Consider the following 22432-nt stretch of genomic DNA (forward strand, 5'->3'; position numbering starts at 1 on the left):
AGGATGCGTCAATTGGCGCCGGAAGTCGGAATCGGGGTGTCATTCCTGAGCGCATCGAAGAGCCGGTCGGCCTTGACCGGGTCCCACACGACGACATCGCCGACCCCGGCGATCTCCGGCTCGCTCGCCACGGGCACGGTCGTGGTGGCCCCCGAACCGCCCGAGAGCCCCTCCATCGCGAGGCCCATCCTGGCCAGTGCCCCCACCCCGGTGTCCGTGTCGACGGTGAGCGCGTCGAGCGAGGCGCTCAGGAAGGGAATCAGCTTCCACGGCGGCAGCAGCACCGGCACGCTCACGGCCTTCTCGGCGACCGCGCTCACCAACTGCCGCTGGCGCTTCACCCGGCCGAGGTCCCCCTCGGGGTCGGAGTACCTGGCCCGTACGTACTGGAGCGCCTGGACCCCGTCCATGCGCTGACACCCCGCACCGAAGTCCGCCCCCGACTTCTCGTCGCGCAGACCCCCTTCGGGTACGCAGATGCGGACACCGCCCAACGCGTCCACCACGTCCACGAAGCCGAGGAAGTTCACCTCGCCGTAGTGGTCGAGGCGGAGCCCTGTGGCCTGTTCGACGGTGCGGGTGAGCAGCGGGGCGCCGCCGATCGCGTACGCGGAGTTGATCTTCCCCTTGCCGTGCCCGGGGATGGCGACGTACGAGTCACGCGGGATCGACACGAGGTACGGCCCGCTGTCGCCGTGGTGCAGGACCATGATCGTGTCGGTGTTGAGCCCCTGGTCGTTGCCGACGTGGAGCTTCTTGCGCTGTTCGGGGGTGAGCGAGGAGCGGCTGTCGGACCCGATGAGCAGCCAGTCGGTGCCCGCGCCCCGGTCCGGACGCCCCTCGTACGCCGCGAAGGCGTCGGTGGTCCGCAGCCGCGCCCCGGCCCAGAAATAGAGCCCGACCCCGTACGCGGCAACCAGCACGACCAACGCGACCAGCCCCAGCACAAGCCGCTTGGGCCACCGCCGCTTCCCCTTCTCCACCATGCCCGCATGATCGGGCCACCCAACCGATTACGCAGTTCGAACGCCCCCTCGGGGAGCAGCTTCGAGGGGGCATGGGGAGCATTCCCAGGGACGCGGGGAACTCCGCAGGCTCCCTTAGGCGCGCGGGGAACGACGCAGGCTTCCTTAGGCGCGCGGGGAACTGCGCAGGCTTCCTTGGGGGCGCGGGGAACTGCGCAATCTTTTAGGGGCGCGAGGAACGACGCAGGCTTCCTTAGGCGCGCAGGGAACGGCGCAGGCTTCCTTGGGGGCGCGGGGAACTGCGCAATCTTTAGGCTCGCGGGGAACGGCGCAGGCTTTCTTAGGGGCGCGGGGAACGGCGCAATCTTTGGGGGCGCGGGGAACGGCGCAGGCTCTTAGGGGCGCGGGGAACTGCGCGACCAGCCACAGCCCACCCGCACCCGAAAGAACACCTACAACAACCCGTCCCACATCTGCTCAAGAAGCACAGACCACCAACTCTCCGGCGAAGCCAAAGCGGCAGCGTCAAGCGCGGCCAACTGATTCTGGAAGTCCACAGTCCACCGCCCGGCCTGCTCCTGATTGAGACCGAACCGCAGACGCCACATCCGCCCCAACAGAGCCATACAGCGCGCGAACTCGGGCAACCCCGTGTTCACGAACTGCGGCGGCACCGGCGCCCCGCCGGCCCCCGCCTCCACCGGCACGGCAACGATGTTCGCCGTCCCGTACTGGACACAGAGCGCACGCCCGAAGTCGCTGCCCATGACCAGGTACGAGCCCGCGTCGGAGGCCGCCTGCACCCCCCGCTCCTGCGCCAGCTCCGCCAGCGTCGGCACGGGCCGCCCCGGCTGGGCCTGCGCCCAGAAGAACGGGCCGAAGTCGACGGGCAGACCCGCCACCACGAGGACGTGCGCCACGATGTCCGGCACGCCCTGCCGGGACACCGCGCGCTGGTCGAAGCGGAAGATGCCGGGCCCGAACGCCGCGGCCAGCTCCTGTGCGATGCCCTCCGGCGGGATCGCCGGGGCGGGCGGCAGCTGCTGCAACGGCGCGCGCACCGGCGCCGGGCGCGCGGGCCCGTCCGCCACCTGGTGCAACTCGCCCTGGTGGGCGAGGAGTTGCTGCATGCCACCCTGACGGGACGCGTGGTCGGTGCCGTACGGCGCGATGGACGTGATCCGCGCCTGCGGCCAGGTCTCGCGGATCATGCGGGCGCAGTACGCGCCCGGCAGCTCGCAGGACTCCAGCTCGGTGTGGAGTTCGAGCACCTGCTGCGGCGGCACGTTCATGCCGTGCAGCTCGTGCAGGATCTGCCACTCCGGGTGCGGAGTACCGGGCGCCGAGCGGCGGATGACCTGCTGCTCGGAGCCGTCGGCCGCGCGGTAGCGAAGGACGGCCTGGTAGCCGGGTCCGACGGTGGGCTGCCCGACGGGCGGCTGCGGATAGCCGTACGGCTGACCGCCGCCGGGCCCCTGGGGCCCCGGCGCGGGCGGCGGCGGCATGCCGGGCGCACCAGGACCGCCGACCGCGGGCCCCGCCAGCATGGTCGCGGCGTGGTGGACACCCCCGCCGGGGGGCGGGGTGCTGCCGGGCGGCGGGGCACCGGGAGTTCCGGGCGGGCCGGGCGGCTGAGGTGCGCCAGGGGCGCCGGGCGCACCAGGAGCCCCGGGGGGCTTTATCCCACCGGGACCGCCCAGGCTCGGGTCGGCCAGCATGGTCGCGGCGTGGTGCACACCACCGGGCGGCGCACCCGGCACACCGGGCGGGCCAGGAGGCTGCGGCGCACCAGGGGCGCCGGGAGCACCAGGCGGACCGGGCGGACCGGGCGGCTGCGGCGCACCGGGAGCGCCCGGAGCACCGGGAGGCTTTATCCCACCGGGACCGCCCAGGCTCGGGTCGGCCAGCATCGTCGCGGCATGGTGCACGCCACCCGGCGGCGTCCCGGGCGAGCCGGGAGGCTGCGGAGCACCAGGGGCCGCGGGCGGCTTGGGCCCGTCGGGGCCGAGCGACGAGACGAGCTGCGTCGGGACGTACCCGCCCGCGGGCGTGCCCGGCGCACCGGGACCGGAAGGCGGCGGCGTACTCCCCGGAGGCACGCCGGGGACACCCGGCGGGCTGGGCGGCGGGGGCGTGGCGGAACCGGAAGCCTGCGGCGCGTTGGACCCACCGGGGCCCTGCGGGTAGCCGTACGCCGAAGCGTCCGACGGCGGCGGCGCGGGCGACCCGGCAGGCGGCTGCGGGGGCGGCGAACCGGCAGGCGGCTGCGGCGCGTTGGACCCACCGGGGCCCTGCGGGTAGCCGTACGCCGAGGAGTCCGGCGGCGGCGGAGCCGGGGTGGACGCACCAGGGCCCTGCGGATAGCCGTACGCCGAAGCGTCCGACGGCGGCGGCGCGGGCGACCCGGCAGGCGGCTGCGGGGGCGGCGAACCCGCGGGCGGCTGCGGCGCGTTGGACCCACCCGGGCCCTCCGGCGCGCCAGACGCGCCCGCGCCCGGAGCGGCGGGCGCGCCGCCGAGCGCCGGGGCCAGCGCCGTCTTCGGGAGCTGGCTGCCCCCGTGCATCAGGGCCGTCTTGGCCTCCGGCGCCACGCTCGGCCTCGGCTGCTCCTCGTCGTCCTCGACGACCAGCGGCGGCGCGAACACCGTCGCGGGCGCGGGTACCGAGAGGTCCTCGCCGTCGTCGGCGTTGGTGTCCGTACCGGCCCACGGGGTCGCCCCCGCGGGCGTGCCGGGCGACGTCGGGGCCAGGCCCTCGTCGACCGCGGGCGCGGCGGGCCACGGCGTACCGGCGTCGGGAGCGGCGGGTTCCGATCCGGACGCGGAGTCCGAGGAGGCCGCGGAGTCCGAGGAGGCCGCGGAGTCCGGAGAGGCCGCGGAGCCCGAGCGCCGGTCGGGGATGCCGAGCTTGTCCGCCGCCTCCTGGAGCCACTCCGGAGGGCTCAGCAGGAACGACGTCTGGTTCAGATCCACCCGTTCCGGCGGCGGCGCGGGGGTCGTGTCCTCGGGCGCCGCGTCCGGCAGGCCGTACTCCTCCTCGTACCTGCGGATCACCTCGCCCACCGGAAGGCCGGGCCACAGCGTCGCCTCGCCGCTGTCGCGCGCGATGACGAGCCGCTGGCTGCCGCCGTCGGACACCGGACCGTTCTCGCGGTCCTCGGCCCAGACGACGAAGCCGAGGTCGAACTCCCGTACCCGCACCGCACGGTGCTGGTAGCCGGGCACGTCGCCGTTGATCCACTCCTCGGCGCGCTCCTGCGCCTGCGCGAAGGTCACCATCGCCAAGTCACTCCCCCACCGGGACGGCCTGCGCGAAGCCGCCGTCCACCATCAGGTTCGCCACGGTCTCCAGCTCCGGCGGGTTGCCCGCGAGCCGGGACAGGAACTGGTCGAAGTCGTCGCCGCAGGGCAGCAGCAGCCGCCGCACCCGCTCCGGCGGCGGCCACGCGTCCTGGTCACGGGCGTCGTCGTACGCGCAGAACCAGACGGAACCGACCCGGTCGCCCCTGACCTGCACGGCGAGCAGCCCGCCCTGCACGAAGCCCACGCCCAGGTAGTCCTTGGTGAGGTGGTCGCGCAGACACTTGTTGACGTAGACCAGGTCGTTGACCGCGGCCTCGTCCCTGACCGTGAAGAACGGCTGGTCGAGCAGGAGCCCGAGGTCCGCGTCGAGCGCGGTGCCGACCGGCGCGCAGCCGCCCGCCGCCTTCAGGAAGGACCGGTAGGCGCCGGGCAGCCGGTAGCCGAGGTCCTCCTCGACGCCCTGGATCTGCTGCTCGGTCACCGCGACCGCCGCCTTGGGCAGGCCGAAGTGCGCGGGGCGCGTCTCCTGGAGCGGGCGCGTGCCCCTCTTGTCCTGGTCGACGGAGGTCGTCGCGAGCCCGCCGTGGTGGCGCAGGAGCGCCTTCACCTCGACGGGGACCAGTTCGAGGCGGCGGCTGTTCGGCACGTGGTGCCAGGTCCAGCCGTGCGGGGTCGCCACCGCGGGGATCGTGTCCCACAGGTCGTGCCCCGAGGCCGCGAGCGCCGCGTTCGCCGACACGTAGTCCGTCAGGCGCAGCTCGTCGACGCCGAAGCCCTCCGGGGGCTCGGCGATCTCGGCCGCGGCCCGCGCGTAGAACGAGAAGTCCGGGTAACCGTGCTCGTCCACCCGCACCCCTCTGGGATGGCGTGCGGCCCGGACCGGGTCCGGGAAGTGCACGACCTGCCCGGCGTAGGCCGCGTTCGGCGGCGCGGACTGCTGCCCCAGCCGACCTGTCGTCATGGCGGTTGCCCCCTGCGGCACTGTGGATGGTTCTTGCTTCATGGCCCTGCGGATGTCGACAGCCTATGCGTAAGAACGACACCGGTCACCGGGCCTCCGGTTCCATGACCAGCAGCCACCGGACGGTCACCGTGCGGCGAAAGTGGACGGAAAGCCAGGCGTGTCGCAGTGCCCCAGCTTCCGCACCACCCGCCCCATTTGGCAGGCTGTCCCCGCAACGCGGGGGCGTGGCACACGCGGTGACGACCGCGAGCAGGGGGAGGCGAACAGCAGATGCACACGGCACAGAGCGGCATGTCCGGGCACACGTCGGCCACCGGGGCGGGCGGCGGCCCCGCCGCGGCGGTCCCTGACGACCCGCGCGCCGGGGAGCCGGGCACCCACCACGGCGACCCGCGCGCCGGCGGCGATCCCCGCGTCGGGTGGAGCGCCACCGCCGCCCACGCGCCTGTCCTGCGCCAGCGCCGCGACGGCATCCTGCCGACCGTCGCGGCCGCCCTCTCCGTACGCGGCCAGACCACCCTCACGTGCACCGCGGGCCGCGGTGAGGAGCCGCCCGCGCTGCACCCGCTGGTCCAGGACTTCCTGGACACCCTCACCAGCGGTCAGCGCGAACGCTTCACCGGGCGCTGCGCCGAGGCGATCCTCATCTCCCGCCACCTCACGGCGGCCGACGCAAGCCGTTCCAAACGGGCCTCGCGCAAGCCCATGACCAACGGCGAGGCACGCAAGGCGCTCAAACACGCCAAGCTCACCACCCGCCGCATCCGCGAGGACGGCGACCCGCTGCACGGCGGCTTCGCCCGTCCCTGCCGCTCCTGTACGGCCCTCACCTCGCACTTCGGCGTACGCGTAGTGGATCCGACGGCGAACGAGGCCTGACCGTCGCACCGGACACCAGCCGGACCGACGCCCCACCGTCCATCCGACGACCCTTCCGACCGAACGAGGGCCACCCCATGCACGCCGACCACACCGCCACGACGGCCGCAGCGGCCACCGGCGGCAGCACCCGCTTCCCCGTCCCCGTCGACGCCGCCCTGCGCGCGGCGGGCTGGCGGCCGGGGCGCTGGGACATCAAGCAGGCCGAGATCTGGGCGGACGTACTGCGCCGCCACACCTCGCCCGCGGGGCACCGGCACGCCGTCTTCCCCGCGGCCGTCGAGGCGTGGGCGGAGTTCGGCGGACTGCACATCACCCCGCAGGGGCCCGGCCGCCAGATAGCTCCGGCCACCGTGCACCTCGACCCGATGTACGGCCTCCATCTGGCCCGCACCTTCGGTGACCTGGGCCGTGCCCTGGACTCCGAGGTGTGCCCCATCGGCGAGGAGACGGAGACGCAGGCGCTGCTCGCCGTCGACGCGGAGGGCCGCGTCTACAGTCTCGACCACAGCGGCGACTGGTTCCTCGGCCCCAGCATCGACCAGGCGCTGGCGACGTTGGTCACGGGGGCGCAGCCGATTCGCCTTACGGCGGGGTCAGCGGTTCTCTGACCTGCGGATGTGTGGGGGCTGGTCGCGCCGTTCCCCGCGCCCCCTGCGGGGCTCCCCGCCCAGCCGGTCCGCCTCACGGCGGGCTCAGCGATTGTCTGACCTGCGGGTGCGTGGGGGCTGGTCGCGCCGTTCCCCGCGCCCCTTACGGGGCTCCCCGCCCAGCCGATTCGCCTCACGGCGGGCTCAGCGGTTCTCTGACCTGCGGGTGCATGGGGGCCGATCGCGCCGTTCCCCGCGCCCCCTGCGGGGCTCCCCGCCCAGCCGGTCCGCCTCACGGCGGGCTCAGCGGTTCTCTGACCTGCGGGTGCATGGGGGCCGATCGCGCCGTTCCCCGCGCCCCCTGCGGGGCTCCCCGCCCAGCCGATTCGCCTCACGGCGGGCTCAGCGGTTCTCTGACCTGCGGGTGCATGGGGGCCGATCGCGCCGTTCCTCGCGCCCCTTATGGGGCGGCCTGCGCGGCCGCCGGGAGTACCGCCGAGACTCGGAAGCCGCCTCCGTCCGTCGGGCCCGACACGAACACGCCGCCCAGTGCCATGACCCGCTCCTTCATGCCCACCAGACCGTTGCCGCCGCTGGGCAGGCGGGCGTCGGCCGCCTCGTCCGGCTCGGGGGGCGGCTCGTTCTCCACCTGCATGGCGATCTCCGACGTGCGGTGCGCGAGGCGGACGTGGGTCTTGGCGCCCGCCGCGTGCTTGTGCACGTTCGTCAGCGCCTCCTGCACGACGCGGTACGCGGTCTGCTCGACGTCGCCCGCGTAGTCGCGCGACTCGCCCTCCACCGACAGGTCGACCGCCATGCCCGCGGCCCGCGACTGGCCCACCAGCTCGTCGAGATCGGCGAGGGAGGGGCCTTCCTCGTCCACCGCGCGGGAGGCGGCCGCCGCGGCGGCGTGCCCCACGGCGGCCAGCGGCACCGGCTCGGCGGGCTTGACCGGCTTGGCGTTCTGCGTGCCGTCGCCGGTGCGCAGCACCCCGAGCATCTCGCGCAGCTCCGTCAGCGCCTGGCGGCCCATGTCGCCGACGAGCGCGGCGTTCTTGACGGCCTTCTCCGGGTCCTTGCGGGCGACAGCCTGGAGCGCCGCCGCGTGCACGACCATCAGGCTCACCCGGTGCGCGACCACGTCGTGCATCTCGCGGGCGATCCGCGTGCGCTCCTCGTTCCTCGCCCACTCGGCGCGCTCCTCCGCGCGCTCCGCGAGCAGCTGGAGCTCGCGCTCCAGGCTGTCCGCACGCTCCCGCATGCCCTCCACCAGACGGCGCCGCGCGCCCACGTACAGACCGAGAAGCACCGGCGGCGCGGTCACCCCGATCGCGGCGGTCACCGCGAAGAACGGCACGAACTCGCTGCCGATGGCGGGCGACCCCGCGTCGTTGGCCATGTCCTGGCTGGTCCGCACCAGGGCCACGATCAGCGTCCCCGCCATGGACATCCCGGCCAGCGCGCCGGTGATGCGGCGCGGCAGCTCGGAGGCGGCCAGGGTGTAGAGCCCGACGACGGTCAGCAGGACGCCCATCTGCGCGGGCGTGATCGCGATCGATATGAGGACGACGGCGATGGGCCAGCGGCGCCGGAACAGCAGCGCCGAACCCGCGAGCACACCGAACACGACCCCCACCGGCGTCGGCAGTCCCGCGTCCCCGCTGAACTCCACGCCCTCGGCCCCGCACTCCGCCGCGGACGCCAGCGCGAGCCCCGCGTCCAGCGCGGCGCCGCGCCACCTCTCCCACCACCACGGCCCGGTCATGGCCGTGGTGCGGTCGTCCCCCGTCGTGGTCATGTGCTCCAGCGTACGGGCGTTCCACCCCGGTTTTCCGGTGAGTTTCCGGCCCGGTGATCCAGCACACGCCCCGTTCGACGGGAAGCGAAACTCACCGATATCCCTCGAACTGTTGAACCGTTCACGTTTTCGCGCCGGACGTCCGCATTCCGGATGGCTCGCGGCGCCGCCGGGACCATGACGGAGATCACGCGCGGAGTGTGGCGCGAAGGAGGTGATCTGTATCGTCGCGTCGAAGGCGCCCGGTGCGGCATAGTGTTGGGGGCCCGGCCGCGAGCCAGACGCAATGTCCGGTTCAGGCCGTTTCCATCCCCCGTGGTGTAATTGGCAGCACTGTGGCTTTTGGTGCCATCTGTCCGGGTTCGAGTCCTGGCGGGGGAGCTTCATCTCTCGGGTCCTGATCCCTGTGGTCGGGACCCGCGCCCATTTCCACGCCCCTACGCCCCGGTATCCTGCGGATGTCCTCCCCAAGAGGAACCCCCAACCATCCGAAGCCGAAGGGCATCCCCGTGAGCGCCAACTGCCCGGCAGCCGTCGTCGTCCTCGCAGCGGGTGAGGGCACCCGTATGAAGTCGGACCTTCCCAAGGTCCTGCACGAGATCTGTGGCCGTTCCCTCATCGGGCACGTGCTCGAGGCCGCGGACGCACTCTCGCCCGAGCAGCTCGTCACCGTCGTCGGCTTCCAGAGCGACCAGGTCAAGGAGCACCTCGGCGCCATCGCGCCGCGGGTCCGCACCGCCTACCAGCGCGAGCAGAACGGCACCGGGCACGCCGTCCGCATCGGCCTCGACGAGCTCGGCGGTTCGGTCGACGGCACCGTCATCGTGGTCTGCGGCGACACCCCCCTGCTCACCGGCGCGACGCTGCGCCAGCTCGCCGCGACGCACGACGGCGACGGCAACGCCGTGACCGTGCTCACCGCCAAGGTGCCGGACGCGACCGGCTACGGCCGCATCGTGCGCGACGGAGCGAACGGCGCGGTCACCGCGATCGTCGAGCACAAGGACGCCACCGAGGCCCAGCGCGCGATCCGTGAGATCAACTCCGGTGTCTTCGCCTTCGACGGGCAGCTCCTCGCCGACGCGCTCGGCAAGGTGCGCAAGGACAACAGCCAGGGCGAGGAGTACCTGACCGACGTCCTCGGCATCCTGCGCGAGGCGGGGCACCGCGTCGGCGCCGCCGTCACCGAGGACCACGAGGAGATCGCGGGCATCAACAACCGCGTCCAACTGGCCGAGGCCCGCCGGACGTTGAACGACCGCCTGCTGACCGAGGCGATGCTCGCCGGAGTCACCGTCGTCGACCCCGCGTCCACCTGGTTCGACGCCACCGTCAGCTACGAGCGCGACGCGATCGTCCACCCCGGCACCCAGCTCCAGGGCGCCACGCACCTGGGCAAGGGCGCCGAGGTCGGCCCCAACACCCGCCTGAACGACACCACGGTGGGCGCGGGGGCCCGGGTCGACAACACCGTCGCGAACGGCGCGGAGATCGGGGAGCGGGCGAGCGTCGGCCCGTTCGCGTATCTGCGTCCGGGTACCCGGCTTGGAGTGAAGGCCAAGGCGGGTACGTATGTGGAGATGAAGAACGCGACGCTGGGCGACGGCTCCAAGGTGCCGCACCTGTCGTACGTGGGCGACGCGACGATCGGCGAGCACTCCAACATCGGTGCCGCGAGCGTCTTCGTGAACTACGACGGCGAGGCGAAGCACCACACCACGGTGGGGTCGCACGTGCGGACCGGTTCGGACAACATGTTTGTGGCTCCTGTCACGGTCGGGGACGGTGCCTACACCGCCGCCGGGTCCGTGATCACCAAGGACGTGCCGGCCGGTTCGCTGGCCGTCGCCCGGGGCCAGCAGCGGAATATCGAGGGCTGGGTGGCCCGCAAGCGTCCGGGGAGCGCGGCCGCGAAGGCGGCGGAGGCAGCGTCCCGGGAACCGGCCGGCGAAAGCTGACCGGAAACAGGTGCGTCTGACACGGCGTACCGTGATAGGTGCACACAATCGGCCGACTCGACGCACCGGGACGCGTGAGTACGGCAGCGGGACGAACTCTCTGAGGAGACAGTGCTGTGACCGGGATCAAGACGACCGGCGAGAAGAAGCTGATGCTCTTCTCCGGCCGCGCCCACCCCGAGTTGGCCGAGGAGGTCGCACACAAGCTGGGTGTCGGCATCGTGCCGACGAAGGCCTTCGATTTCGCCAACGGTGAGATCTACGTCCGCTACCAGGAGTCGGCGCGCGGCGCCGACTGCTTCCTGATCCAGAGCCACACCGCTCCGATCAACAAGTGGATCATGGAGCAGCTCATCATGATCGACGCGCTCAAGCGCGCGTCGGCCCGCTCCATCACCGTCATCGTGCCGTTCTACGGTTACGCGCGGCAGGACAAGAAGCACCGCGGCCGTGAACCGATCTCGGCCCGTCTGGTCGCCGACCTGATGAAGACCGCGGGTGCGGACCGCATCCTCACGGTCGACCTGCACACGGACCAGATCCAGGGCTTCTTCGACGGCCCGGTCGACCACCTCTTCGCCCTGCCGGTCCTCGCGGACTACGTGGGCGCGAAGGTCGACCGCTCGAAGCTGACGGTGGTCTCCCCCGACGCGGGCCGCGTGCGCGTCGCCGACCGCTGGTGCGACCGCCTCGGCGCCCCGCTGGCGATCGTCCACAAGCGCCGCGACAAGGACGTCGCCAACCAGGTCACCGTCCACGAGGTCGTCGGTGACGTGAAGGGCCGCGTCTGCGTCCTGGTCGACGACATGATCGACACCGGTGGCACCATCTGCGCCGCCGCCGACGCCCTGTTCGCGCACGGCGCGGAGGACGTCATCGTGACGGCCACGCACGGCGTGCTCTCCGGCCCCGCGGCCGACCGCCTGAAGAACTCCAAGGTCAGCGAGTTCGTCTTCACGGACACGCTGCCCGACCCGAGCGGTCTCGAACTCGACAAGATCACGGTGCTCTCGATCGCGCCGACGATCGCGAACGCGGTGCGCGAGGTCTTCGAGGACGGTTCGGTGACGAGCCTCTTCGAGGAGCAGTAGGTCTTGTAGACCTCGCAGCGAAGATCGATTTCTGAGGCGGCCTCCCCGCCGAGTACACTGTCCACGTTGCTCGGCGAGGGAGGCCGCATCTTCTGGTGCGGCGGTCCGTTATCGACGCGCTCTTCGTAGCAGGCCAGTAAGTCGTATGGCCGGGTGACCACCCCCATCGACATTTCTGACCTCCGAGGAGTTCCCATGGCTGAGATCAAGCTCGCCGCCGAGTCCCGCGCCGAGTTCGGCAAGGGTGCCGCCCGTCGCATCCGCCGCGAGAACAAGGTCCCCGCGGTCGTCTACGGCCACGGCAACGAGCCGGCCCACATCACCCTTCCCGGCCACGAGCTGAACCTGGCCCTGCGCCAGTCCAACGTGCTCCTCGCCATCGACATCGACGGCAAGCCCGAGCTCGTCATCCCCAAGGCCGTCCAGCGCGACGCCATCAAGGGCTTCCTCGAGCACGTCGACCTGCTCCTCGTGAAGCGCGGCGAGAAGGTCAACGTCGAGGTCCCGGTCCACACCGAGGGCGAGCTGGCCCCGGGCGCCAACCTGCTCGAGCACGTCCTGAACGCGCTTCCGGTCGAGGCCGAGGCCACCCACATCCCCGAGTCGGTCACCGTCTCCATCGCGGGCCTGGACGCCGGCGCGTCCGTCCTCGCCAAGGACATCCCGCTGCCGTCCGGCACCACGCTGGCCGTCGAGGACGACACCGTCGTCCTCCAGGTCCTGGCCGCGCAGGCCGAGGAGGCCCCGGCCGAGTCCGCCGAGGGCGACGCGGCCGCCGAGGCCTGAGCCTCGCGACGCACATCCGGCACGGCAGCCGCCGCTCCCTCGGGGGGCGGCGGCTGCCGCGTATGAAGGAGACACGCACGTGACGACCGATGCCAACGCCCCCTGGCTGATCGCCGGGCTCGGCAACCCCGGCCCCGAGTACGCCATGAACCGGCACAACGTCGGCTTCATGGTCGCCGACCTGCTCGCGCACCGCATGGGCGCCAAGTTCAAGCGGGCCGCGAAGGCACAGGCTCAGGTGGTCGAGGGCCGCATCGGTGCGCCCGGGCCCACGAGCCGTCGGGTGATCCTGGTCAAGCCCATGTCGTACATGAACGTCTCGGGCGGTCCCGTGACGGCGCTGCGCGACTTCTACAAGGTGCCGACCGAGCACATCGTCGCCGTCCACGACGAACTCGACATCGACTACGGGACGCTGCGGCTGAAGCTGGGCGGCGGTGACAACGGCCACAACGGCCTCAAGTCGATGACCAAGGCGATGGGCCCCGACTACCACCGCGTCCGCTTCGGCATCGGCCGCCCGCCGGGCCGCATGCAGGTCGCGGACTTCGTCCTGAAGGACTTCTCCTCGTCGGAGCGCAAGGAACTCGACTACTTCGTCGACCGGGCGGCCGACGCGGTCGAGGCGCTGATCATCGAGGGCCTGGAGCGGGCCCAGAGCACGTACAACTCCTGACGGCTCCTGCGGTTCGTCCTTGCGGCTCGGCCTGCGGTTCGCCCCGGGATCCGGCCCGGGGTCCGTTGTGCCCAGTGTTGACTGAGCGGAGTCAAGTGGCCAAGGATCCCGGCCATGAATCTGCTCCTCCTGGGACGCCGCACGGCCATGGGCTCGCTCACCGCGCTGCTTCTCGCCGCGGGGGGCTGGGCGTCCTGGGACTCCGCGCGGTTGCTGGCCGGGGGGCCTGAGCGGGGGGTGCTTACGGTGACTCGGTGCGGGCCGGACGACTGCGTCGGTTCCTACACCCCGTCCCCCGCGTCCTCCTCCCCCTCTCCCTCCTCCCCCTCGCGCGTGGTGATCGACCGATCCATCGCCGAGAGGAAGGGTGCGCGGATTCCTGTCGCCCTGAAGCCGGGGACGCGGGAGGCGGTCCGTGCGGGCGGGCCCGGTTTCCTCCACGCGCTGCTCCCTCTGGGTGGGGCGCTGCTTCTCGGTTCGGTGGTGGTGGCGGGGGGCCTGCGTCTGCCGCGCGTGGCGTTGGGCTTCGCCGTGACGGGTGGGGTGGTGCTGTCGGCGTCGTTCCTGGCGTTGACGTTCTGATGGCCGGCGGTGTTGGGGGCTGTCCCGCTCGGACTTCGGGTGCGGGTTCGCTGTGGTTGCTCGCGCCGTTCCCCGCGCCCCTTGCAGGGGCCCTCCCGCTCAGATTTCGAGTGCGGGTCGTGCGTGGTTGCTCGCGCCGTTCCCCGCGCCCCTTGCAGGGGCCCACCCGCCCGGCAGGGGGGCGCCCCGTCAGGGGCGCGGGGAACTGCGCGCTCAGCCACATGCGGGCCGCAGTCAGAACACCAGGACTGCCGCCCCTATAAGGGGCGCGGGGAACGGCGCGACCAGCCACCGTTCACCCGCACCCCGGAGGGCTAGGAGTGCCGCCCCCTCCTCTGCCGCGTAGCGGCGAAGAAGACTCCGCCCGCAGCCAGCAGCCCCGCCGCCAGCGCGGCCACCAGCGGCGCGATCGAAGACCCCGTGTCAGGAAGCGCCGGCGGCTCACTCCGGGACGGCGACGGCTCCGGCGACGGAGGCGTCGGGGTGGGAGGCGTGGGGGTGGGAGTAGGAGTAGGGGTGGGAGGCGTCGGGGTCGGGGTCGGGGTGGGAGGGGTCGGCGTCGGGGTCGGGGTGGGAGGCGTCGGGGTCGGCGTCGGAGTTGGCGTCGGCGTTGGCGTCGGCGACGGGGTTTTGTCTACCTCCGCCACCACCCACGGCGCCTCCGTCGCCAACAACGGCCGAAGCGTCCCGTCCGGCTCCCTCCGGTCCCCCGCGATCGCGATCTTGTTCCAGGTCCGCTCCCCGCCGTCGAACGGCTCGCCGTCCGACGCCCGCTCCGGCACCTTCATCCGCCAGCGCAGCGTGTACCGCTCACCCGCGGTGAACACGTGCCCGTCGAAGTCGAAGCGGACGGACCGGACCGTGCTCCAGTCCGTGACCCCGGACGCGGGCACGAAGCTCGGATCCGGCTTCCCGTCGCAGTGGAACGGCGCGCTGCCGTCCGGGGTGTTGTCCATCTCCGGTCGGCACGGATCCGCCTTCACCGAGTACGTGATCGTCACCGGCGCGGACCCCGCGTCGATGGGTCCGGTGAGGACGGGCCGCCACTCGCTGGTCGCCGCGTCGCCGTAGCGCCCGCTGGTGACGCCCTTCGTGCCGGGCGCGGGCAGCAGGTCGTACGCGACGACGTTGGTGAGGTCGGTGTTGCCCATGTTGCCGAGGACCGTGCGGTACTCGACCGTGCCGCCCGCGGTCGACTGACCGACCTCGTCCTCCTTGCCCGGCACCTCCGCCGAGCCCTTGAAGTCGCTGTCCTTGTCGCCCTTGACCTCCTTGGTGACGAAGAGCGAGGCGGACTGGGCGATGGCGAAGTCGTCGGTGGCCTCGGCGACGTTCTCGGTGGTGTTGCCGTTGCCGTTGATGTCGTGGGTGTCGGTCTGCCGGGTGTTGATGGGGCGCTGCGCGTCGTAGAGCCCGGCGCGGTTGCCCGCGTAGTCGGCGTCGTTCGGCGTGCCGCCGTAAGTGCCGCTGGCGACACCGGGCTTGACGGTCGTACGGAAGGTGTAGACGCACGTGGAGTCGTTGGCCGGGATCTCGGCTCCGCGTGCCGCGGTCAGTTCGACGCGGGTGCGCCCGTCGGGTCCCGCGGTGACCTTCTCCGTGAAGCGGTCGGCGGCCGGGCAGTAGGCGGGCTGGCCGCCCGCGAGGGTCCAGGACCCTTCCACGTACGAGAGCTGACGCGGCACCAGGTCGACGAAGTGCGGCCGCAGCGGCGAGGAGTCGGTGCGGTAGCGGTCGTTGCGCATGGTGATGCGCCAGGTGTGGGTGCCGCCGGGGCCGACGGGGGCGGGCGCCGTGGACTTGGTGAGTTCGGGCTGCGCGACCTCGGGCTCGATGCGGAAGGTCGCGCAGGACTTCTCATCGGCGGTGCCGCCGCTGTCACCGGTCAGTTCGAGCCGGGAGCAGTTGCGGACGTCGCCGCTGCCGCCGGGCACCTCGGTGGCGTCCGCGCGGCCGCTGATCTGGGCGACCAGGTTGGCGCCCGCGGCGAGGCCAGGCACGTTGAGGCGTACGGAGACCGGATCGTCGCCGAGGTCGACCTGCTGGTCGGTGGGTGTGAGCGTCTCGGTGCTGCCGTCGGCGCGGGTCACCACGACCGTCCAACGCCCCGCGTAGGTGCCGCCGGAGGGGGTGGAGAGGCGCAGGGACGCCGCGTCGAAGCCGCGCGGCAGGGTGTCGGAGAGGCGGACGTCGGCGGCCTCGGTGCCGGTGTTGCCGAACCTCAGGACGTACGAGACGCGCTGGCCGTTGCCCGCGAGCGGGGTGTCGACGGACTTGTCGAGGGTGCCGGACACCTCGCCCGAGCCGGTGCCGACGGTGGTGTCGGCGGTGGCGTCCTTGGAGATCTTGCCGGTGCCCGGCCCCCAGGGGTCGCCGGTGATGGTGGCGGTGTCGGTGAGCTTCGTGCCGTCGGCGACGTCGTCGCGCACCTTGACCCTGATCTCGTGGACGACGCCGTACGGATACTCCTTGACCTGCGCCAACTGGTCGCCCGGGCGCCCCGGTTCGGTGTCCACGGGCCAGCTGATGGTGCGCGTCGCCGGGTCGTAGGTGTAGCCGGTGGGGGTGGCGTCGACGAGGTCCACGCCCTCGGGGAGCACGTCGGTCAGGACCGTGTTCTCCAGGGCGAGGTTGCCGCGCGGCCGGTTGGAGTCGCGCGGGTCGTTGGTCGCGGTGATCTTGTACGCCACGGTGTCGCCGGGCCTGGCCGCCTTCGGGCCCTCCTTGGTGATCGCCGGGTTGGGCGTGGCGGTGACCGTGACGGAGGCGTCGTCGGTGCTCGGCGTGCCGTCGCCGTTGGTGGCGGTCGCCGACATCGTGGCCCGCTGCGCGCCCGGCGCCGTCCAGTAGTCGTCGGTGGGCCAGCTGACGGTGAGCTGCGAGCTCTGACCGCTGCTGATCTTGCCGTAGGTGACGGTGACGCTGCCGTCGGCGTTGGCGGTGACGTCCGTGACGCCCGGCGGGTAGGGCTGCGACACCTCGCCGGGCCCGGAGGCGCCGGGCGGCGGCGTGAAGGTCACGGTCACCGACTGGCAGTCGCCGGGGATGGAGCACTGGATGCTCGCGTTGTACGAGACGTGGTCGCCGGAGGGCACGGGCGAGGTCGCCGGGTCCAGGCGGACGCTCATGCGGGCGTCCGCGTGGGCGGGGGCGCCCGGCACGAGCGCGAGCGCCGCGAGCAGCGCGAACAGGATGACCGCAACCGCAGCGAGGGTGCGGCCGGACCGGTGATGGAGTACGGGGGTCACAGTGCTCCCGACCGCCGAGGGGATGGATCTAGGGCCCGTTCACTGTGGCCCCGGGAGCGGCGCGGGAGGCGCCATGACGAGTCGGTACGACCGCCGTTTCACCTGATTAGGTGCCTGCCGCACGGCAAAGGCCCCGCACCTCCGGGAGAGGTGCGGGGCCCTGGCGGCCAGGGTGTCAGCCCGTGTTGCGCAGGCCCGCCGCGACGCCGTTCACGGTGAGCAGCAGCGCGCGGCCGAGCAGCGGGTCGGGCTCGGTGCCCGCGGCCGCCGCGTCGCGCTGGCGCTTGAGGAGGGCGACCTGGAGGTAGGAGATCGGGTCCAGGTAGGCGTCGCGGATCGCGAACGTCTGCCGCAGGACCTGCTGGGAGCCGAGGAGCTCGGTGCCCCCGGTGATCCGCAGGACCTCCTTCACGGTCAGCTCGTGCTCGGCCTCGATGTCGGCGAAGACGTGCTTGAGCTCGTCGGGCACCAGGGTGTCGACGTAGTGCCGCGCGATCCGCAGGTCCGTCTTGGCCAGCGTCATCTCGACGTTGGAGATGAAGTTGCGGAAGAAGTGCCAGTGCTCGTGCATCTCGTCGAGGACGGTGTCGAGACCGGCTTCGCGCAGCGCCTTCAGGCCCGAGCCGACGCCGAACCAGCCGGGCACGATCTGCCGCGACTGGGTCCAGCCGAAGACCCACGGGATGGCGCGCAGGCCGTCGAGCGAGACGCCCGAACCGGGGCGGCGCGAGGGCCGCGAGCCCAGGTGCAGGTCGGCGAGCTGGTCGACCGGAGTGGAGGCGAGGAAGTAGTTCGGCAGGTCCGGGTCCTCGACCAGCTTGCGGTACGCGGAGTGCGCGGCGTCCGAGACGACGTCCATGGCGGCGTCCCAGCGGGCGAGCGCCTCGTCGGACTGGCGCGGCGAGGTGTGCAGGGCGGATGCCTGGAGGGTCGCCGCGACGGTCAGTTCGAGGTTCTCGCGGGCCAGCGAGGGCACCAGGTACTTGTCGGAGATGACCTCGCCCTGCTCGGTCACCTTGATCTCGCCCTCCAGGGTGCCCCAGGGCTGCGCGAGGATCGCGTCGTGCGAGGGGCCGCCGCCCCGGCCGACGGTGCCGCCGCGGCCGTGGAAGAGGCGCAGGCGCACGCCGTAGCGGTGGGCGACGTCGCGCAGCCTGCGCTGGGCGCGGTGGATCTCCCACTGCGAGGTGGTGATGCCGCCGAACTTGGAGGAGTCGGAGTATCCGAGCATGACCTCCTGGACGTCGCCGCGCAGGGCGACGAGACGGCGGTAGGAGGGGTCGGCGAGCATCTCGTCGAGGATGACGTCGGCGGCGCGCAGCTCGTCGGTGGTCTCCAGGAGCGGCACGATGCCGATCTTCGCCCAGCCCGCGTGCAGGTCGATCAGGCCCGCCTCGCGCGCCAGCACGGCGGCGGCGAACACGTCGTCGGCGCCCTGGCACATCGAGATGATGTACGACTCGATGACCTCGGGCCCGAAGGTCTCCAGGGCCTTCTTGACGGTGAGGAAGACGCCGAGGGTCTTCTCGCCCGCGGCGTCGACGGGGGCCGGGGAGGGACCGAGCGGACGCCGGGACCGCAGCTCCTTGGCGAGCAGCTTCTGGCGGTACTCGCGGGGCATGTCCGCGTAGCGCCAGGACTCCTCGCCGAGCCGGTCGAAGAGCTGGCCGAGCGCGTGGTGGTGGGCGTCCGCGTGCTCGCGCACGTCCATCGTGGCCAGCTGGAGGCCGAAGGCCGCGAGCGTACGGATGGTGCGGTTCATCCGCCCGTCCGCGAACAGGGCGCCCTTGTGCTCGCGCAGCGAGGTCTGGATGAGCGTGAGGTCGTGCAGGAGCTCGGCGGTGCCGAGGTAGTCGCGGCCCTCCACGTGCGCGGTGCCCTTGGCCAGGCGCTGCTTGGTGTTCTCCAGCTTCTGCCGGATGCAGGTGGCCTTGAGGCGGTAGGGCTCCTCGGAGTTGAGCCGCTTGTAGCGCGGGCTGATCTCGGGAAGGCGCTCCAGGTCGCACTGGAGGGACGCCTTCAGCTCCTCGGTGGCTCCGGTGTAGCGGATGGAGTTGGAGAGGAAGCCGCGCAGCTCGTCGATCATGTCGAGCGCGTCGTTGATGCCGTGCTCGTGCTGGAGGATCAGGACGTCCCAGGTGACGGCGGGCGTCACGTTCGGGTTGCCGTCGCGGTCGCCGCCGATCCAGGTGCCGAAGCTGAGCGGCCTCGTGCCCTCGGGCAGCTCGACGCCGACGCGCTCCAGCTCGGCGGTGAGATCCTCGAGGACGTCGCCGACGGCGCCCGCGTGCAGCTCGTCGAGGTAGTAGATGGCGTTGCGGGCCTCGTCGGCGGGCTCGGGGCGCACCACGCGGAGCTCGTCGGTCTGCCACACCAGGTCGATGTTCTCGGCCAGACGGATGTCGTGGCGGCGCCGGTCGGACTCGATGACGGGGGTTTCGAGCAGCTCGGCGACACGCCGGAGCTTGTTGAGCACGGAGCGGCGGGCGGCCTCCGTGGGGTGCGCGGTGAAGACGGGGCGCACGTTGAGGTTCTGCACCGTCTGGCGCAGATGCTCGGGGTCGGCGTCCTTGAGCCGGTCCGCGGTGCGGGTCAGGAGACCGCCCTCGGCGGCCCGCTTGGCGCGCAGCTCGCGGCCGCGGTGCACCTGCTCGGTGACGTTCGCCAGATGGAAGTACGTGGAAAAGGCGCGGACCAGCTTGGCGGCGGTCTCCAGCTCCGTACCGCCGAGCAGCTTCGCGGCGGCCTCGCCGTCCTCGCGCGTCAGGCGGCGGACCTTCTCGACCAGTTCGAGGAGCTCGGGGCCCTCCTGGCGTACGAGGGTCTCGCCGAGCAGATCGCCGAGGCGGCGGATGTCCGCGCGCAGCTCGGTGCTGGCGGGGCTTGCGGTGCTGGTGGCCTGCTGGCCCTGGTCGTCGGCACTGCTCACAGGTGCGGCTCCTTGCAGTGTTGAAGCGCTTCAAGACTGGGAGGGGTCCCCGGTGGGGATCCGGGGGAGAAACAGAGCGGACCGCGCTGTCCGACCGTGTCCAAGGATAGGTGTCACTTCGCAGCGCGGAGCTCGCGGCCTCTTGCCGCAGCGCTTCGCACTGCCATACTTACGTCGCCGTAGGTTACGGAACCGTAGGAAACGAACCGGTCCGTTCCCGCGTGCCCGTAGACAACCCTCATTCCTCGACCCCCCAGGGGACGTGCCCATGACGACAACGTCCGATGCGTACTCCAGCACCGATGTGATCGAAGACGCTCCGCGGGCGTCGGCGACCGCCGACGCCGCCGCCACCGACCCGTCCGCGAACGCGTCCGCGACGCTGGGCGGCGAGCAGAAACGGTCGCTCGAACAGATCGCGCTGCTCCTGTTCATCACCGTGCCCTTCCTCGCCCTGCTCGCCGCCGTGCCGCTGGTCTGGGGCTGGGGGGTGAGCTGGCTGGACCTCGGCCTGCTCGTCTTCATGTACTACCTGGGGTGCCACGGCATCACGATCGGCTTCCACCGCTACTTCACGCACGGCTCCTTCAAGGCCAAGCGGCCGCTGCGCATCGCGCTCGCCGTCGCCGGGTCCATGGCCGTGGAAGGGCCCCTGGTCCGCTGGGTGGCCGACCACCGCAAGCACCACAGGTTCTCCGACGCGGAGGGCGACCCGCACTCGCCCTGGCGCTTCGGCGAGACGGTCCCCGCCCTGATGAAGGGCCTGTGGTGGGCGCACATCGGCTGGATGTTCGACGAGGAGCAGACCTCGCAGGAGAAGTACGCCCCCGACCTGGTCAAGGACCCGGCGATCCGCCGCGTCTCCCGGCAGTTCCTGCTCTGGACGATCGTCTCGCTCGGCATCCCGCCGCTGGTCGGCGGCCTGGTGACGATGTCCTGGTGGGGGGCCGCCACGGCCTTCTTCTGGGGCTCCCTGGTCCGCGTCGCGCTCCTGCACCACGTGACCTGGTCGATCAACTCCATCTGCCACGCGGTGGGCAAGCGCCCCTTCAAGTCCCGCGACCGCTCCGGCAACGTCTGGTGGCTCGCCGTCCTGTCCTGCGGCGAGTCCTGGCACAACCTCCACCACGCCGACCCGACGTCGGCGCGGCACGGCGTGATGCGCGGCCAGGTCGACTCCTCGGCGCGGATCATCCGCTGGTGCGAGCGCCTCGGCTGGGCGTACGACGTGCGCTGGCCCTCGAAGTCACGCATCGAGTCCCGCCGCGTTGCCCGCGCCTCCGACCCGGCATGATTGACGACGTGGCGACCGACTCCAGCAACTCCAGCCCCTCCGGCAAAGAGAAGCAGCCCCGACGTACGCGCCGCACCCGGATGACGGGTGCCGAGCGCCGGGAGCAGCTCCTCGACATCGGCCGCACGCTCTTCGCCGCCAAGGGCTTCGAGGGCACGTCGGTGGAGGAAATCGCGGCCAAGGCCGGGGTCTCCAAGCCGGTCGTCTACGAGCACTTCGGCGGCAAGGAAGGTCTGTACGCGGTGGTGGTGGACCGCGAGATGCGGGCGCTGCTCGACATGGTGACGGGGGCGCTGACGGCCGGGCACCCCCGTGAGCTCCTCGAACAGGCGGCCTTCGCGCTGCTCGACTACATCGAGACGTACACGGACGGCTTCCGCATCCTGGTCCGCGACTCCCCCGTCGCGCAGTCCACCGGCACCTTCGCGTCCCTGATCTCGGACATCGCGACGCAGGTCGAGGACATCCTGGGCCAGGAGTTCAAGGGCCGCGGCTTCGACCAGAAGCTCGCCCCGCTGTACGCGCAGGCGCTCGTCGGCATGGTCGCGCTGACGGGCCAGTGGTGGCTCGACGTCCGCAAGCCGAAGAAGGCGGAGGTGGCGGCGCACCTGGTCAATCTGGCGTGGCACGGGCTGGACGGCCTGGAGCCGAAGCCGCGGCTGATAGGGCACAGGAAGAGCTGACCCGAAGGGCCGAGCGGGGCCCGCTCCCTCAGCTCCGCGTGATCTCCTCGCCGATGGTGAACCCCTTGGCGGGCCCGCTCGGGACGACGGCTTCGGTGCCGTAGGGGACGCGGTGCTCCTCCTCGTACGTCGCCTTCTTGTCGTTCGGAAGGGTCAGCACGAGGACGGCACCCTCCTCGTCGGAGTCGTCGATGATCACGTAGACGGGGATGCCCGCGCGGGCGTACTCACGGCGCTTGCGGACGCGGTCGCGCTCGATGTTGCGACGGCCCGGTGAGACGACCTCGACGACCATCGCGACTCCGGCAGCATCGACGCCGAGGTCTTCCTCGTCGGGGATCCCGTCGAGGTCTTCGGGGGCGATGAAGAGGTCGGGGATCCATGCCTTGCGACGGTAAATGACGTTGCCATCCTGATAGGCCGCGTAGTCACTGCCCTTCAGGTGGGCGTCAAGAGCCCTACGGAGACGGTTGATGAGCACCGTATGACGACGGCGACCGGTAGGCGACACCTCGATGGCTCCCTCGATGATCTCGGCCCGGTAGCCCTCGGGGAGATCCATGGCCTTCCACGCCTGCCACAGGACCTCGTCCAAGTCAGGTACCGGGTTGTTCACCACGGGGGTCACCTCATGTGCGAGAGCGGTCATCGTGCAGCACCTCCTCCATCAGTGTGGGCGCGGGCGCC

The 22432-nt window shown here is 72.0% G+C and carries 16 protein-coding genes and 1 tRNA gene; 10 read left to right on the forward strand and 7 right to left on the reverse strand.

Annotated elements, in window-relative coordinates:
• Window positions 1-8: 8 nt before the first annotated feature.
• The 3 genes from KY5_RS16765 to KY5_RS16775 all read right to left on the reverse strand — a co-directional run bounded on the left by KY5_RS16765 (window position 9) and on the right by KY5_RS16775 (window position 5228).
• The gene (locus KY5_RS16765; protein ID WP_098243009.1) at window positions 9-986 is read right to left on the reverse strand and encodes an LCP family protein; all 978 of its coding nucleotides are present in this window, start codon (window positions 984-986) and stop codon (window positions 9-11) included.
• Between the two features lie 431 nt (window positions 987-1417).
• Window positions 1418-4243: an SUKH-4 family immunity protein gene (locus KY5_RS16770; protein ID WP_098243010.1), complete on the reverse strand. Its 2826-nt coding sequence runs from the start codon at window positions 4241-4243 to the stop codon at window positions 1418-1420.
• Between the two features lie 7 nt (window positions 4244-4250).
• Window positions 4251-5228, reverse strand: a complete 978-nt coding sequence (locus KY5_RS16775; RefSeq protein WP_098243011.1) for an SMI1/KNR4 family protein — start codon at window positions 5226-5228, stop codon at window positions 4251-4253.
• Window positions 5229-5501: 273 nt separating this feature from the next.
• Here KY5_RS16775 and KY5_RS16780 point away from each other — a divergent pair, with 273 nt between their 5' ends.
• Together KY5_RS16780 and KY5_RS16785 are read left to right on the forward strand one after the other, a co-directional pair.
• Entirely contained in the window at window positions 5502-6110 is a 609-nt protein-coding gene (locus tag KY5_RS16780) for a YwqJ-related putative deaminase (protein WP_418952785.1), read from the forward strand.
• Between the two features lie 77 nt (window positions 6111-6187).
• Window positions 6188-6721 carry an SUKH-3 domain-containing protein gene (locus tag KY5_RS16785; protein WP_098243012.1) on the forward strand — a complete coding sequence of 178 codons (534 nt, stop codon included), beginning with the start codon at window positions 6188-6190 and terminating at the stop codon, window positions 6719-6721.
• Window positions 6722-7160: 439 nt separating this feature from the next.
• On the opposite strand, the gene KY5_RS16790 is transcribed toward KY5_RS16785, so the two are convergent.
• Window positions 7161-8498 (reverse strand): sensor histidine kinase, encoded by a 1338-nt coding sequence (locus KY5_RS16790; RefSeq protein WP_098243013.1) that lies wholly within the window; start codon window positions 8496-8498, stop codon window positions 7161-7163.
• Window positions 8499-8807: 309 nt separating this feature from the next.
• Between KY5_RS16790 and KY5_RS16795 the strand changes: the two genes are divergently transcribed.
• The 6 genes from KY5_RS16795 to KY5_RS16820 all read left to right on the forward strand — a co-directional run bounded on the left by KY5_RS16795 (window position 8808) and on the right by KY5_RS16820 (window position 13591).
• Window positions 8808-8879: transfer RNA gene (locus tag KY5_RS16795), tRNA-Gln, on the forward strand.
• Between the two features lie 128 nt (window positions 8880-9007).
• The gene (gene glmU, locus KY5_RS16800; RefSeq protein WP_098243014.1) at window positions 9008-10456 is read left to right on the forward strand and encodes a bifunctional UDP-N-acetylglucosamine diphosphorylase/glucosamine-1-phosphate N-acetyltransferase GlmU; all 1449 of its coding nucleotides are present in this window, start codon (window positions 9008-9010) and stop codon (window positions 10454-10456) included.
• Window positions 10457-10572: 116 nt separating this feature from the next.
• Window positions 10573-11547 carry a ribose-phosphate diphosphokinase gene (locus tag KY5_RS16805; RefSeq protein WP_098243015.1) on the forward strand — a complete coding sequence of 325 codons (975 nt, stop codon included), beginning with the start codon at window positions 10573-10575 and terminating at the stop codon, window positions 11545-11547.
• Window positions 11548-11742: 195 nt separating this feature from the next.
• On the forward strand, window positions 11743-12333 hold the full coding sequence (locus tag KY5_RS16810) for a 50S ribosomal protein L25/general stress protein Ctc (RefSeq protein ID WP_098243016.1): 591 nt from the start codon (window positions 11743-11745) through the stop codon (window positions 12331-12333).
• Window positions 12334-12412: 79 nt separating this feature from the next.
• A complete protein-coding gene (pth, locus tag KY5_RS16815) occupies window positions 12413-13009 on the forward strand; it encodes an aminoacyl-tRNA hydrolase (protein ID WP_098243017.1) in 597 nt (198 codons plus the stop codon).
• Between the two features lie 114 nt (window positions 13010-13123).
• Window positions 13124-13591 carry a hypothetical protein gene (locus KY5_RS16820; protein WP_098243018.1) on the forward strand — a complete coding sequence of 156 codons (468 nt, stop codon included), beginning with the start codon at window positions 13124-13126 and terminating at the stop codon, window positions 13589-13591.
• A 314-nt stretch (window positions 13592-13905) separates the two neighbouring features.
• Here the strand turns inward: KY5_RS16820 and KY5_RS16825 are convergent, their stop codons facing one another.
• Together KY5_RS16825 and ppc are read right to left on the reverse strand one after the other, a co-directional pair.
• Window positions 13906-16839 (reverse strand): DUF11 domain-containing protein, encoded by a 2934-nt coding sequence (locus KY5_RS16825; protein WP_098243019.1) that lies wholly within the window; start codon window positions 16837-16839, stop codon window positions 13906-13908.
• A 175-nt stretch (window positions 16840-17014) separates the two neighbouring features.
• The gene (gene ppc, locus KY5_RS16830) at window positions 17015-19768 is read right to left on the reverse strand and encodes a phosphoenolpyruvate carboxylase (protein WP_098243020.1); all 2754 of its coding nucleotides are present in this window, start codon (window positions 19766-19768) and stop codon (window positions 17015-17017) included.
• Window positions 19769-20036: 268 nt separating this feature from the next.
• Between ppc and KY5_RS16835 the strand changes: the two genes are divergently transcribed.
• Window positions 20037-21062, forward strand: a complete 1026-nt coding sequence (locus KY5_RS16835; protein WP_098243021.1) for an acyl-CoA desaturase — start codon at window positions 20037-20039, stop codon at window positions 21060-21062.
• Complete coding sequence (locus KY5_RS16840; RefSeq protein WP_098243022.1) at window positions 21059-21745, forward strand: TetR/AcrR family transcriptional regulator; 687 nt, start codon at window positions 21059-21061, stop codon at window positions 21743-21745. Before KY5_RS16835 ends, KY5_RS16840 begins: the two co-directional genes overlap by 4 nt.
• A gap of 28 nt (window positions 21746-21773) precedes the next feature.
• Here the strand turns inward: KY5_RS16840 and KY5_RS16845 are convergent, their stop codons facing one another.
• Window positions 21774-22394 carry a Uma2 family endonuclease gene (locus tag KY5_RS16845; protein WP_098243023.1) on the reverse strand — a complete coding sequence of 207 codons (621 nt, stop codon included), beginning with the start codon at window positions 22392-22394 and terminating at the stop codon, window positions 21774-21776.
• Between the last annotated feature and the right edge of the window lie 38 nt (window positions 22395-22432).

The sequence above is a fragment of the Streptomyces formicae genome, assembly GCF_002556545.1.
Classification (GTDB): Bacteria; Actinomycetota; Actinomycetes; order Streptomycetales; family Streptomycetaceae; genus Streptomyces; species Streptomyces formicae_A.

Excerpts from the sequence above, each read along its gene's own strand:
- KY5_RS16765 (WP_098243009.1), bottom strand. The coding sequence starts at position 986 with ATGGTGGAGAAGGGGAAGCGGCGGTGGCCCAAGCGGCTTGTGCTGGGG.
- KY5_RS16770 (WP_098243010.1), bottom strand. The coding sequence starts at position 4,243 with ATGGTGACCTTCGCGCAGGCGCAGGAGCGCGCCGAGGAGTGGATCAAC.
- KY5_RS16775 (WP_098243011.1), bottom strand. The coding sequence starts at position 5,228 with ATGACGACAGGTCGGCTGGGGCAGCAGTCCGCGCCGCCGAACGCGGCC.
- KY5_RS16780 (WP_418952785.1), top strand. The coding sequence starts at position 5,502 with ATGCACACGGCACAGAGCGGCATGTCCGGGCACACGTCGGCCACCGGG.
- KY5_RS16785 (WP_098243012.1), top strand. The coding sequence starts at position 6,188 with ATGCACGCCGACCACACCGCCACGACGGCCGCAGCGGCCACCGGCGGC.
- KY5_RS16790 (WP_098243013.1), bottom strand. The coding sequence starts at position 8,498 with ATGACCACGACGGGGGACGACCGCACCACGGCCATGACCGGGCCGTGG.
- KY5_RS16810 (WP_098243016.1), top strand. The coding sequence starts at position 11,743 with ATGGCTGAGATCAAGCTCGCCGCCGAGTCCCGCGCCGAGTTCGGCAAG.
- KY5_RS16820 (WP_098243018.1), top strand. The coding sequence starts at position 13,124 with ATGAATCTGCTCCTCCTGGGACGCCGCACGGCCATGGGCTCGCTCACC.
- KY5_RS16835 (WP_098243021.1), top strand. The coding sequence starts at position 20,037 with ATGACGACAACGTCCGATGCGTACTCCAGCACCGATGTGATCGAAGAC.
- KY5_RS16840 (WP_098243022.1), top strand. The coding sequence starts at position 21,059 with ATGATTGACGACGTGGCGACCGACTCCAGCAACTCCAGCCCCTCCGGC.
- KY5_RS16845 (WP_098243023.1), bottom strand. The coding sequence starts at position 22,394 with ATGACCGCTCTCGCACATGAGGTGACCCCCGTGGTGAACAACCCGGTA.